The following is a 13,225-nucleotide window of genomic DNA, read 5'->3' on the forward strand; positions in this document are numbered from 1 at the left end:
GGCGCATCCGAGACGATCAGTTCGGGTCTGCGAGTAGACGGTGTTCGAGTAGGCGGTGTTCGAGTAGGTGGTGTTCGAGTAGGCGGTGTTGATGGGCGAATGCCGCGGCTTCGGTGCGAGTGGAGACGCCGAGTTTGTCGAGGATGCGGGAGACGTGGACACCGGCGGTATTGGCGCTGATGAACAGTTCCGCGGCGAGTTGGCGGTTGCTCGAACCCTGTGCCACCAAGCGCAGCACCTCGAGTTCGCGCGGGGTGAGTCCGAAGGTGACCGGTTTCGGTGCGCCGCCGGATCGGCCGGGTGGGGTGCTGTCGAGACGAAGGCGGGCGCGGTCGGCCGTGCGGCGGATCTTTTCGACCAGTGGGTCCGCGCCGATCGCCGTCGCGCGGGTGGCGGCCGAGCGCAGCGCCGTGCGGGCCGCCGCGCGATCACCAGCGCCCAATTCTGCGATAGCGCACGCTAATAGCGTCTGCGCCTGTTCGTAGGGTTGGGCGATGGTCTGCCACGCGGTGACGGCCGCCTGCCAATCGAGCGCGTCGGAGGAGATCGTCGCGGTGTAGACGGCGCGGTGCGCGGCGGCCACCGGGGACGTCCACGGCAGTGCGGCGGCCAACGTGGCGAGAACGGGCGGTGGCTGCGGCAATCGGACGCCGAGTGCCAGCAGGGCCCAGGCTTCGCCCGGATGTCTGTCGAGTTCGCCCACGGTCAGTGATTCCGTGAGCCTGCGGGCCGCGAGTTCCGGATCGGCCTGTGCCAGAGCCAGACTCGCGCCAACCCAGCCAAGTTCCAGCCGGTATTGCCCGACCCGGATACCCGCACCCAGAATGCGTTCGGCGCGCTCGGCCTCGATCGTCGCATCCTCGATACGGCCTCGGGCGAGGGCGATTCGGGCATGACACAGATGGAGAGCCGCGGTACTGAGCGGAGGAAGCGGTTCGGCGAGGGTTTCGCGGATCAGTTGCGTGGCCTCCGGCCAGCGACCGAGCGCGGTCAGTGCCTGCGCCCATTTCACCAGCAGGATCGGGCCGCGCTCGGCGAATCGGAAGGTGTCGTGCGCGGTGCGCAAACCGGTACGGATGGTGTCGATCGCGGTCGTGTAGTCGCCGGCGGCGACGAGTGCGGCGGTCTCCCAGGTGAGGACGCTCAGCACGGTCTCGGCGTCGTCCGCGGCAGTCGCGGCGTCGTGGGCGCGGGCGAAATGTTGGATCGCCGCGGCCGAATCCATCTCGGCGAGACCGAGATACGCATGCGCCTTGGCGGCGAGCGCGCTCGCGCCGAGGGATTGCGCCACCGCCAGCGCGTTCAGCGCATGCCGCTCGGCGGCTGCCCGGTCCCCGGTGAAACTCGCGATCGCCGCGAGTTCGGCGAACACCCTGCCGCGCAACAGTGTCGGCGGTTGCGCGGGGAGCAGGTCGAGCGCGCGCTGTAGATCCTCGTACCCGTCCTCGCCGCCTTGATTCCTGAGATACGCACGCTGGTAGTGCAGGCGCGCGGCCCGCTCGGCCGCCGCCGCGTCGACCAGGGCCAGCGCCTGGTCGGCCGCCTCGATGCCGCGGTGTGCCGCGGCGCTGTGGAAACAGGCGTCGACGATCTGCTCGAGTACCGCCAGCCGATCGACGGGCGTGCCATCTGATGCCGTCGTCTCCCATAATTCGACGACGCGCTCGAGATGTCGCAGCCGTTCACCGTGGGCGCAGGCCCGCTCGGCGATCCGCGCGGCCTCCAGCGACGCCGTGAGCGCGAGCGAACACTCGCCCGCGGCGAAGGCGTGACGGGCCAGGTCCGCGTGCAGGCGTTCGGTAGGCAGCAGCGAGGGCCGCGCGCGGAGCAACCGGGACAGGGCCGCGTGCCGCCGGATACGTTCGATCGGCAACAGATCCTGGTAGACGGCCTGCCGGATCAGAACGTGGCGGAACGCGTATCCGGTGTCGGTCGCGGTCAGCAGATGTTGGTCGACGAGTTCGCGTACCGCCGCGTGCAGCCGTGACATCGGCAGCTCGGCCGCGGCTTCCAGCAGATCGTGTTCCACCGGCGATCCCGCGACCGCGGCGACCCGCAGCACCGTTCGCGCGTCGGCGCCCAGTTCCGACTGTGCTGACAGCAGCAGTTCGGACAGTTCGGCAGGGGTCTGCTCCGGCGATCGGCTCAGCGCCTCGACGAACAGCGGATTGCCCCCGCTGCGGGCGAAGATCCGGCCGATCGACTCCGGTTCCGGTTCGCGACCGAGCAGTGCCGCCAACTGCCTGCCGACCTCGTGTCTGGTCAGCGGTTCCGGCGCGATGAACCGCACGGCCGGGTTGCGGCGCAATTCGGCGACGAGCCTGCGTAATGCCGGCGGCCCCGAGGGCCGAAAGGTCGCTACCAGCAACGCGTTCGGTTCGGCCAGATTGGCGACGAGGAAGGCGAACAGCTCGCGGCTGGAATCGTCTGCCCAATGCAGATCCTCCAGGATCAGCACCGCAGGACGCTCTACGGCGAGCCGTTCGAGCAGCGTAAGCAATTCGCCGAAAAGTCTCAGGCGGTCGAATTCGACATCGGCTTCCACTGTGCCGGTGCGCAATTCGGGAAGCCAACGGGCCAGTGCCGGATTCGCCCCCGGTAGCAGCGCGGCGAGTTCCTCGGGTCCGCGCAGCCGGATCAACCTGCGCAACGCGGCGACGAACGGCGCGAACGGAACGCCTCCGCCGCCGAATTCGGGGCAGCGTCCGATCAGGACCGCTGTCTCCGGGGCGAGTCGGGCGGTGAATTCGGCGACCAGCCGTGATTTGCCGATTCCCGCCTCGCCCGTCACCAGCACGGCCTGCACCCGCGTTGTCGCCGCGGCCTCCACCAGCGCGGTCAAATCACCCCCGCGCCCGACGAACGTGGTGCTGACCGGAATGCTCACCCCGAGATCATGCCCGCGTACTACCCGCCCGCGCCAACCGTGATTACGGGTGAACAGGTCCCGACATGGCGGAATAACGAATTCTCGTGATTCGCCGACCCCCTCTTTACGCAGAGCATTGATGGCATGACCGATAACGCGAACGGCATCCATCCCTTCCGCATCGACATCCCCGACACCGACCTCGACGACCTGAAGGATCGACTGGCTCGTACCCGCTGGATCGATGATCTGCCCGGCACCGGTTGGGAACGTGGCGTCCCCGCGTCGTACCTGAGGGAGCTGGCCGGATACTGGGGTGAGAAATTCGATTGGCGCGCGCGGGAGGCGGCGCTCAACGCCTACCCGCAATTCACCACCGCCATCGATGGCCAGCGCGTCCACTTCCTGCATATTCGCTCGAACGCGTCGGAGGCCACGCCCCTGCTGCTGATCCACGGCTGGCCGAGTTCGGTGGCGGATTTCCTCGACCTGATCGGTCCGCTCACCGCGGGCGATGCGGACGCACCGGCCTTCCACCTGGTCATTCCCTCGCTTCCCGGCCACGGATTCTCCGGCCCGCTCACCGAACCCGGCTGGGATGACGGGCGCGTAGCCGCCGCGTTCGCCGAGTTGATGGATCGGCTCGGCTACGACCGCTACGGCGTACACGGCGGCGATCACGGCGCGTTCATCGCACCGCGACTTGGCCGTCTCGCCCCCGACCGGGTGATCGGTGTGCACGTCAACGCGTTGGTCACCTTCCCGACCGGCGATCCCGCCGATATGGCGGCGCTCACCGAGGCCGAACGCCAGCGGCTCGCCGCCATGAAGAGGTTCAAGGACGACGGATCGGCGTATATGGACCTGCAGGGTTCGCGTCCCAACACCATCGCGCAATCGCTGGCCGATTCGCCCGCGGGCCAACTGGGCTGGATCATCGAGAAGTATCGGGAATGGACCGATCAGTCGCACGAACAGCCGGAATCGGCCATCGACCAGGACCGTATCCTCACCACGGTCAGCATCTACTGGTTCACCGAGACCGCGCGCAGCGTCGCCAATTACTACTACGAACGGTTCCACGACGCGACCATGTTCGCGCCGAAGCCGAAAGGGACGGTGCCGACGGGCGTCGCGGTTTTCAAGGACGGCGATTACGCCATCCGCCGTTTCGCGGAGCGGGCGCATACGGTGACGCACTGGTCGGAGTTCTACTCCGGTGGACACTTCCCCGCATTGGAGGTTCCCGAACTCCTGCTCGGCGATATCCGAGCATTCTTCGGCGCACTCCGGTGAATTCCCGACGCTGATTCCCTGACGCTGATTCTTCGACGCGGATTCCCCGACGCGGCGATCAGGCCAGATCCGCCAACCTGCCCAGGATGATCGCCGCCATCGCCACCGGATCACCGTGCTCGGGCCGCAAAATCAGGTCCGGCTCGGCCGGCGCCTCATAGGGGGCGTCGATCCCGGTGAAACCCTTGATCTCACCGGCTCGGGCCTTGGCGTACATCCCCTTGGGGTCACGGGCTTCGCAGATCTCCAGGGGAGTGTCGACGAAGACCTCCACGAACGGGATGCCGGCGGCCAGGTGTGCGGCGCGGACCGTCGCCCGATCGGCCTGGTACGGGCTGATGAGCGAAACCACCGCCACCACACCGGCTTCGGCGAACAGGCGAGCGACCTCCCCGACGCGCCGGATGTTCTCGATCCGGTCCTCGGCGGAGAAACCGAGATCGGCATTGAGTCCGTGCCGCAGGTTATCGCCGTCCAGCAGGAAGGCGGGGCGGCCACTGGCGACCAGCCGACGTTCCAATTCGACGGCGACGGTGGACTTTCCGGATCCGGACAGGCCCGTCAGCCAGACCGTCAGCCCCCGGGTGGCGCGTTCGTCGCGCCCGACGGCGGTGGAATGCCAGACCACGCGGGCCGATGGCAGGGTCGGGCCGGTGATCATGCCCGCCGCGACGGTGTTGTTGGTGGTGTCGTCGACGAGGATGAAACTGCCGGTGGACCGGTTGCGGCGATAGGGGTCGAACAGCAGCGGCGTGCGGGTGCGCAGCTGGACGCGTCCGATCTCGTTGAGCGACAAGCTTTCCGCGCTCTCGTCGCGATGCAGCGTGTTGATGTCGAGCCGGTAGTCCAGGCTCCGGATTTCGGCGGTGGCGGTGCGGGTGGTGTGCCGAATGGTGTAGGTGGCCCCCGGGGTCAGCTGGGTTTCGTCGGCGAACCAGCAGACCATGGCGTCGATATCGCGGCCGACCTGCGGGCGGTTGGCCGGGCGGCAGATCATATCGCCGCGCGCGATATCGAGTTCGTCGGCGAGCTGGATGGTCACCGCCTGCGGGGGGAAGGCCTCGGCGACCGGGACGCCGCCCGGACCCCAGATGGCGGAGACCGTACTGGTGAACCCCGAGGGCAGGACCGTCACGTCATCGCCGGGTTTGAAGACACCGCCCGCGATCGTGCCCGCGTAGCCGCGGAAATCCTCCGCGTGCCTTCGGGTGACGTACTGCACCGGGAAGCGCGCGTCGATCAGGTTGCGATCGGAGGCGATATGCACCTCCTCCAGGTGGTGCAGCAGCGGCGTGCCTTCATACCACGGCATACTCGCGCCCCTGTGCACGATATTGTCGCCCTGCAGGGCCGAGACCGGCACGAACGCGAGGTCGGAGATATCGAGTTTGGTGGCGAAACCGGTGAACTCCTGACGGATCTCCTCGAATCGCTCCTGCGACCAGTCGACCAGGTCCATCTTGTTCACGCACAGCACGAGGTGCGGGATGCCGAGCAGTCCGGCGAGGAACGCGTGCCGCCGGGTCTGTTCGACCACGCCCTTGCGCGCGTCCACCAGGATCAGCGCGACATCGGCGTTGGACGCCCCGGTCACCATATTGCGGGTGTACTGGATGTGCCCCGGGGTGTCGGCGATGATGAATTTGCGTCGTGGCGTGGCGAAATAGCGATGGGCGACATCGATGGTGATGCCCTGCTCGCGTTCGGCGCGCAGCCCGTCGGTGAGCAGCGCCAGATTCGTGTACTCGTCACCGCGATCACGGCTGGTCCGCTCCACCGCGGCGAGTTGGTCGGTGAAGATCGTCTTGGAGTCGAAGAGCAGTCGGCCGATGAGCGTCGATTTGCCGTCGTCGACGCTGCCCGCGGTGGCGAGGCGCAGCAGGGTGGTGGCCATCAGAAGTACCCTTCTCGTTTGCGATCTTCCATGCCGGCCTCGGAAATCCGGTCGTCGGCGCGGGTAGCGCCGCGTTCGGTCACCCTGGCCGCGGCGACCTCGATGACCACTTCGTCGGGGGTCGCGGCGCTCGACTCCACGCATCCGGTGCACGTCGCGTCGCCGACGGTGCGGAAGCGCACGGTGGCCTCGTAGGGCTGCTCGCCGTCGAGCAGTCGCAGGAATCTGGTGTGCGCAAGCAGCATTCCGTCGCGCTGCACTACCTCGCGACGGTGCGAGTAGTAGAGCGGCGGCAGGTCGATGCCCTCGGCGGCGATATAGCTCCAGATGTCGAGTTCGGTCCAATTCGACAGCGGGAACACTCGAATGTGTTCGCCGGGACGGTGTTTGCCGTTGTAGAGATTCCAGAGCTCGGGCCGCTGGCTGCGCGGTTCCCACTGTCCGTATTCGTCGCGGAAGCTGAATACCCGCTCCTTGGCGCGCGCCTTCTCCTCGTCGCGGCGGGCGCCGCCGAAGACCGCGTCGTAGCCGCCTTCCTGGATCGAGCGCAGCAGGGTGGCGGTCTGCAGGCGGTTGCGTGAGGCGCGCGGACCGGTGTCCTCGACGACGCGGCCCGCGTCGATATCGTCCTGCACCCGTGCGACCACCAAGCGCAGGCCGAGCCGTTCGACGGTTTCGTCGCGAAAGGCGATAACCTCGTCGAAATTGTGCCCGGTGTCGATGTGCAATACCGGGAACGGCAGCGGCGCGGGCCAGAAGGCCTTGGCCGCCAGATGCAGCATCACCACCGAATCCTTGCCGCCGGAGAACAGCAGCACCGGACGTTCGAAAGTCGCTGCCACTTCACGGAATATATGTGCCGACTCGGCCTCGAGCGCGTCCAAGTGCGGCAGCTCGTAGGTGCTCGCCGTCGACTTTGCGTACTGGCTCACCTCTCAAAACTAGAACACGTTTCGGTCATTGGTCAACGGGTGCGGGCATCGGGAGGCGACCGCCGGAGTTCTCGGTGACCGCGCGCGCGGCCTCGACGAGGGCGGCCCCTCTGCGCTCGATCTCGGCCCCGGTGATCGACGCGCCGACATACATCGTCAGCACCATGTTCTGCCTGCCGTCCGCGTCGTAGGTCGGTGCCGCGAGCAGGCTGACCGGATGTTCCTTCCTCGGTCGCAGATCGGTGCCGAGGTAGACCCGTTCGCCGAGGCTGGTCACCAATTCGCCGACCAGTTCGCGCAGCTCGTCGGGCAGGTCTCGGGCGGCGACCCCGGCCAACAGCCCGTAGAGGCGCCTGCCGTGCGCGGTGAGGCTCTCGACGAGATAGCCGCGCTCCCTGCACTCGCCGACGACCTGACGCAAACGCGCCTCGTCCTGCCGCAAAGGCACCGTCGGCGGCGTCGCGAGCCAGGCGTCGAATGCCGCGTCGGTGTCCCACAGCACGTACATCAGTCCGACCGGCGGCGCGAACGCGTACGAGGCGCCGACCTTGACCATTCCGGGTCCGGTGCCTTCGAGTACCGCGATGCGTTCGCCGACCACGGCCGACGCGGTGCAGGTCGTCCGGTATCGCGCGGTGAGTTTCTCTAGTTCGGCGCGGGCGATCGCCGAGATCGCGAAACTCTGCTGGGCGACCCGGCCCGCGGCGATCAGGGCGGGTCCGAGGCCGTAGGTGAGATCCCTCGGATCGCGTACCAGGTAGCCGCCCGCGGTGAGTTCGGTGAGGATGCCGAGGCAGGTCGGTTTGGCTAGGTCGAGTTCGCGCGCCAACTCGGATAATCCGAAGCGTTTGCCGCGTTGTTCGACGAGGAAATCCAAGACGCGCACCACCCGCTCGGTGGGGGCGGATCGTCGGGTGACCGGGGAAGCCATTGACCACTCCTAGAACACGTTCTAATCTCTCTCCTAGTGAAATGTACCAGAGCGGTACATATATGGAACACCGGGAGAAGGCTTGTGCTGACCCAGCCGTTCGCGGACGCGATCGCCGCCGCCGAAGAGATCATCAAGGGCGCCCCGCATATCGAGACCGAGCAGGATCTCATCGAGGGATACGACTATCTCGCGGGCAGTATCCGCGCCTCGCTCCAGCTGGCGTGGGCCTACGATCGCGACTTTCCGTTCTTCGCGATGTCCACTGGTCCGTACACGAAAATGGGGCTCGACAATCCCGATACCCTCTATTTCCACGCCTTTCTGCGCCCCGACGCGGAATATGTGGTCACCGGCAAACGCGGCACCACCCGTGACCTGAGTTTTCAGGTGCTGAACGGTAACTACTCGCCGGTGGACGTGCCCGACAGCCTCACCGCATTCGATGATCGCGCGCTTGACATCGCGGCGGACGGCTCCTACGAGATTCGTTTCGGACCCGGTCAGAGCAAGCCGGGATACGTGCAACTCGGCTCCGATGCCGCGATGCTCGTGGTCCGCGAGGTCTCCAGCGACTGGACCGACGAGGCGGCGGGCACGATCCGCATCCAGCGCGTCGACCGGATCGGTGACGCGCCGCCCGCGCCGACCATGGATGTGATGGCCAAGCGGTACGCGGTGACAGGCAGGATGCTGACGTCGCGGCTGAACACCTTCCTGGCCTTCCCCCAGTGGTTCTACCTGAACCTGCCGGTGAACACCCTCACCGAACCGCGCCCCACGCCGGGCGGACTCGCCACCCAGTTCTCCTCGGTCGGCCATTACGACCTGACCGACGATCAGGCGATGATCATCACGGTGCCCAAGTCCGACGCCCCCTACCAGGGGTTCCAGCTCGGCAGCATGTGGTATCTGTCGCTGGATTACATCAACCACCAAACCAGCCTCACCGCCGATCAGGCCCGGGTCGATCCGGACGGGCTGATTCGGCTGGTCGTCAGCGAGCGCAATCCCGGCCTCGCCAACTGGATCGAACGCACCGGCCACGCCCGCGGCTATCTGCAATTCCGGTGGCAGCGGCTCTCGCGCGATCTCGGGCCCGAGGACGGGCCGACCGTCGAGGTGGTCTCGGTCGACGAACTGCCGAGGCGGCTGCCGTTCTACGAACAGGCGCAGATCTCGCCCAAGGAATGGCAGTCGCGCATCGCGGCCCGCCAGGTGGCCGTCGCGGAGAGGATGCTGGGCTGATGTTGTTGCGGGACAAGGTCGTCGTGGTCTCCGGTATAGGTCCCGGCCTCGGCAGGGCGATCGCGGTGCAGAGCGCGAAGGCAGGCGCGGACCTGGTGCTGGCCGCGCGCACCGAATCGCGACTCACCGAGGTAGCCGAGGAGATCACCGAACTCGGCAGGCGGGCGGTGGTTGTGCCGACCGATATCAATGACGAGGCGGCGGTGACGAATCTGGTCGAGACGGCGCACAGCGCCTTCGGCCGGGTCGACACGGTGGTGAACAATGCCTTCGCGATCCCGCCGATCGCGGATCTCGCCGATGTCGACCTCGATCAGGTGCGCGCCGGTTTCGAGACGAATGTGCTCGCGGCACTACGCCTGACGCGGTTGTTCATCCCCGCGCTGGCCGAGACGAAGGGCTCGGTCGTGATGATCAATTCCGCCGTGCTGCGGCATTCGCGGCGGACTTTCGGGCCGTACAAGATGGCGAAGTCGAGTCTGCTCGCGCTCGCCCAGAGTCTGGCGACCGAACTCGGTCCGAAGGGGATCCGGGTGAATACCGTTGCCCCGGGCTATATCTGGGCGGACAACCTGAAGTGGTATTTCAACTACCTCGCCGAACAGCGCGGGATCACCTGCGAGGAGGTGTACGCGGAGACGGCCTCGACCATCGACCTGCGCAGGCTGCCCGAGCCCGACGAGATCGCCGAGGCGGTGGTCTTCTTCGCGTCATCGATGGCGCGGGCGATCACCGGGGCGTGCCTCGACGTCAACTGCGGCGAATACCACCACTGACACGCGTTCGCCCCGCGGGGGCGTGCGAATACCGAGGAGACGGCAAGACATGATCGGCAGAGACGACGTCGGCACCATCGATGATCTGCACGCCTCGGCCACCAAGGTGGTCGGGCTGGAGGATTTCGGCGATCCGGGATATCGCGAGGGTTTACACGTGCTGCTCGAGTCCTACGCGAAGGACGCCGAGCTGACCCCTCTCGGCAACAAGGTGAACCGCGCCTTCCTGCGTGGCGCGCTCATCGCGCGCTTGCTGAGCGAGTCGGCGTGGCAGCGTTTTCCGGAACACGCGGACGTGGCGATCGATCGCCCGATCTTCGTGACGGGGCTGCCGCGTTCCGGCACCACCGCGGTGCACCGGCTGTTGAACGCGGACCCGGCGCATCAGGGTCTGCAAATGTGGCTCACCGAGATGCCGCAGCCGCGCCCGCCGCGCGAGACCTGGGCGGACAATCCGGTCTACCAGCGGATCGAGGCGGCCTTCGCCCAGCATCACGTGGAACATCCGGAATTCATGGGCGTACACCATATTTCGGCGGATCAGGTGGAGGAGTGCTGGCAGCTGCTGCGGCAGTCGGCCATGTCGGTGTCCTACGAATGCCTGGCCTACCTGCCCGGCTACTCCCAGTGGCTGCGCGAACAGGACTGGACCCACGCCTACCGCAGACATCGGCGCAATCTCCAGCTGATCGGTCTCCCGGACGCGGACCGTCGCTGGGTGCTGAAGAATCCGAGCCACCTGTTCGCCCTCGACGCGATCTTCGAGGTGTACCCGGACGCGCTGATCATCCAGATGCACCGGGATCCGAGCACCATCATCGCCTCGGTGTGCAGCCTCAACGAGCAGGCCTCGGCCGGATGGTCGGAGAAATTTCGCGGCGCGACGGTAGGCGAGACGCAGTTGGACCTGTGGGCCCGCGGCGCGGATCGGTTCCTGGCGGATCGTCAGCGCCACGACGCCGCGCAGTTCTGCGACGTCTACTACGACGATTTCATCGCCGACCCGATCGGCACGGTCGGATCGATCTACGGTCACTTCGGAATACCGCTCAGCGCGGAGGCCGAGGCGGCGATGGCGACGCTGCATGCCGAGAGCACCTCCGGGGCGGCGCGGCCGGTGCACCGATACACACTCGATGATTTCGGCTTGACCGCCGAGCAGGTCGACGCGCGTTTCGGCGCGTACCGGGAAGCGCACTTCCCGGGTCGGTGAGTGCGGGAACCCGCCGGTCGTCTCCGCTGATCGGCGGGGCTTGCGCGCAGTGCCGACCGACCTACTGTTGACCGGGTTTGAGCACGATGAACAACCCGTTCGCCTCGGCGCACAGACGTTCGCCCGCGTGCAGGGTGGCGCGGACGTAGACCTTGCGACCCTCCTGGCGTTCGGCCCACGAGTGCACCCGCAACTCGGTGTTCAGCGGCGTGATCGAGCGATAGTCGATGGTCAGCGAGGCGGTCCTGGTCACGCCGCCCGCGTGCACGGCGGCCGCCATACCCAGCAGTTCGTCCAGGGCGATCGCGATCTGTCCGCCGTGCGCGGCCGCGTTACCGCCCAGGTGGAACGTACGAAACGTCACGCGGGCGTCGACACCGTCTCGATCGGCCCGGTCGACCGTGAACGGCGGCAGTGTGATGTTGCCTCGGCCGGGCAGGTCGTGGCGCGTCCAGGTGGGCGAGGACCATTCGTCGACGACGGAAGCGTCGAGTTTGTCGTTGAGCTTTTCGAGGATGCCGATGACTTCCAATGTCTCCTGGTCGGAGGGACAGGCCAGCCGAGCGCGATCCATGAGAGTGCGGACCTGCTCGATCAAGGCGCCGAAGTGCGGCCCGCCCCGCGTGGTATCGGACGCGTGCTCCTCGATCAGCTCCATCATCGGCCGGAAACCGCCTTCGTGGTGTTCCGCGCTGGGTAGGGCGGCGCCGACCTGCTGTTCACTCATATAGAACAAGTTATCGGTTGCCAGTCGAATGCTCACTGTCGGCATCCCGTCGTTCGCGTCACATTCGGGCGCGTTCGGCGATGACGGCCGACCCCGATATGGTCGGCGAGGCGGGCCGAGCGCGGGTGAACGCCGTGCCCTACGCTGGATACTCGTTGATCCATCAGGTCTTGCGAACAACCCCGCGATGCCCGAATCGGTCCGGCTCGAGCGTCGGGTCGAAACGAGTCGCGGCCTGGCGAAAGGCGTTGTACCGATGCGTATTACGGCGGTCGTCTTCGACATGGACGGCGTCCTCATCGATTCCGAACCGGTGTGGGAGCGAGTGCGCCGCGACTATGTCGCCGAAAAGGGCGGGCAGTGGTTACCCGATACGCAGAAACGGCTGATGGGGATGAGCACGGGGGAGTGGTCGCAGTATCTCAGCGCCGACCTCGGTGTCGGGGAGACGCCCGATACGGTGGCCGACGAGGTGATCGAGCGGATGGCCGCCCACTATGACCGGAAGGTGCCGCTGCTGCCGGGCGCGGTCGAAGCGGTGCAGCGCTTGAGTGAGAACTGGCCGCTCGGGGTCGCGAGTTCCTCGCCGCGCGCACTGATCGACACGGTGCTCGGTCGTACCGGCCTGATCGAATTCTTCGATGTCACCTTCTCCACCGAGGAGGTTGACCGGGGCAAACCCGCGCCCGATGTCTACGTCGCCGTCGCGGGATTCCTGCGCAAGAAGTCGACCGACTGTGCCGCGGTGGAGGATTCGAGTAACGGCCTGCGGGCCGCGCACGCCGCGGGCATGCGCGTCATCGCAGTGCCGAGGCCCGAATATCCGCTCGACGCGGATGCCCGCGCACTGGCCACCCACATCATCGACGGGCTCGACGAACTGACACCCGCACTGGTGGCGGCGGGGAGTTGAGGCGGTACCTCACCCCCGGTACGACTCGAGCAGCGTGCGGGCGGCGGTGAGGTCGGCATCGAGCCAGTCCGGCATGGCCGCCGCGTACTCGCTCTCGCTCTCGCCATCGCGACCCCGGCATCGACCGCGTCCGAATGATCGGACGCGGCGAGCGCGCGGGTCTGGAAGCGCTCGAGTGCGCGCAACCACGCGGCGGTGAGTACGCCGTTGCGATTGCCGAAACGGTGGTAGAGGGTGCCGACCGGCGCCCCGCTCGCCGCGGCGATGGCCGCGACGCCTGCCGCCCTCGGTCCGTCCTCCGGGACCAGGGTGCGCGCGGCGTCGAGGATCACGTCGGTGGAGTGCTTGCGCGGTGGTGCCATGTACTAGTACGGGCGCTGGTCATCGGCTCCGGCGGACACAAGGTCGTGGTCCGGCGGATGTTGC

The 13,225-nt window shown here is 67.0% G+C and carries 10 protein-coding genes and 1 pseudogene; 5 read left to right on the forward strand and 6 right to left on the reverse strand.

Annotated features, from left to right (window positions below):
* Window positions 1-16: 16 nt before the first annotated feature.
* On the reverse strand, window positions 17-2,887 hold the full coding sequence (locus tag ABZS43_RS24440) for an AAA family ATPase (protein WP_355038271.1): 2,871 nt from the start codon (window positions 2,885-2,887) through the stop codon (window positions 17-19).
* A gap of 126 nt (window positions 2,888-3,013) precedes the next feature.
* Here ABZS43_RS24440 and ABZS43_RS24445 point away from each other — a divergent pair, with 126 nt between their 5' ends.
* Complete coding sequence (locus tag ABZS43_RS24445) at window positions 3,014-4,165, forward strand: epoxide hydrolase family protein (RefSeq protein WP_355038272.1); 1,152 nt, start codon at window positions 3,014-3,016, stop codon at window positions 4,163-4,165.
* Between the two features lie 58 nt (window positions 4,166-4,223).
* Here the strand turns inward: ABZS43_RS24445 and cysC are convergent, their stop codons facing one another.
* Genes cysC through ABZS43_RS24460 form a run of 3 tightly spaced genes read right to left on the reverse strand, consistent with a single transcriptional unit; the run spans window position 4,224 to window position 7,922 of the window.
* Window positions 4,224-6,059: an adenylyl-sulfate kinase gene (gene cysC / locus ABZS43_RS24450; RefSeq protein WP_355038273.1), complete on the reverse strand. Its 1,836-nt coding sequence runs from the start codon at window positions 6,057-6,059 to the stop codon at window positions 4,224-4,226.
* Window positions 6,059-6,991: a sulfate adenylyltransferase subunit CysD gene (gene cysD, locus ABZS43_RS24455; RefSeq protein WP_355038274.1), complete on the reverse strand. Its 933-nt coding sequence runs from the start codon at window positions 6,989-6,991 to the stop codon at window positions 6,059-6,061. Before cysD ends, cysC begins: the two co-directional genes overlap by 1 nt.
* A 25-nt stretch (window positions 6,992-7,016) precedes the next feature.
* A complete protein-coding gene (locus tag ABZS43_RS24460; protein ID WP_355038275.1) occupies window positions 7,017-7,922 on the reverse strand; it encodes a helix-turn-helix domain-containing protein in 906 nt (301 codons plus the stop codon).
* A gap of 84 nt (window positions 7,923-8,006) precedes the next feature.
* Between ABZS43_RS24460 and ABZS43_RS24465 the strand changes: the two genes are divergently transcribed.
* From ABZS43_RS24465 to ABZS43_RS24475, 3 genes are read left to right on the forward strand one after another with little or no spacing between them, the layout of a single operon-like run.
* On the forward strand, window positions 8,007-9,170 hold the full coding sequence (locus ABZS43_RS24465; RefSeq protein WP_355038276.1) for a hypothetical protein: 1,164 nt from the start codon (window positions 8,007-8,009) through the stop codon (window positions 9,168-9,170).
* Window positions 9,170-9,946, forward strand: coding sequence for an SDR family oxidoreductase (locus ABZS43_RS24470; RefSeq protein ID WP_355038277.1), 777 nt, complete (start codon window positions 9,170-9,172; stop codon window positions 9,944-9,946). The genes ABZS43_RS24465 and ABZS43_RS24470 overlap by 1 nt, the downstream gene beginning before the upstream one ends.
* Window positions 9,947-9,995: 49 nt before the next feature.
* On the forward strand, window positions 9,996-11,159 hold the full coding sequence (locus ABZS43_RS24475; protein WP_355038278.1) for a sulfotransferase: 1,164 nt from the start codon (window positions 9,996-9,998) through the stop codon (window positions 11,157-11,159).
* Window positions 11,160-11,220: 61 nt separating this feature from the next.
* Here the strand turns inward: ABZS43_RS24475 and ABZS43_RS24480 are convergent, their stop codons facing one another.
* Window positions 11,221-11,886, reverse strand: a complete 666-nt coding sequence (locus tag ABZS43_RS24480) for a PaaI family thioesterase (RefSeq protein WP_355038279.1) — start codon at window positions 11,884-11,886, stop codon at window positions 11,221-11,223.
* Between the two features lie 256 nt (window positions 11,887-12,142).
* Here ABZS43_RS24480 and ABZS43_RS24485 point away from each other — a divergent pair, with 256 nt between their 5' ends.
* On the forward strand, window positions 12,143-12,799 hold the full coding sequence (locus ABZS43_RS24485; RefSeq protein ID WP_355038280.1) for an HAD family phosphatase: 657 nt from the start codon (window positions 12,143-12,145) through the stop codon (window positions 12,797-12,799).
* 143 nt (window positions 12,800-12,942) lie between these two features.
* Here ABZS43_RS24485 and ABZS43_RS24490 read toward each other — a convergent pair.
* A pseudogene (locus ABZS43_RS24490) lies at window positions 12,943-13,161 on the reverse strand (TetR family transcriptional regulator); the annotation flags it as partial.
* Between the last annotated feature and the right edge of the window lie 64 nt (window positions 13,162-13,225).

The sequence above is a fragment of the Nocardia sp. NPDC005366 genome (assembly GCF_040606855.1).
In the GTDB taxonomy this organism is placed as follows: Bacteria; Actinomycetota; Actinomycetes; order Mycobacteriales; family Mycobacteriaceae; genus Nocardia.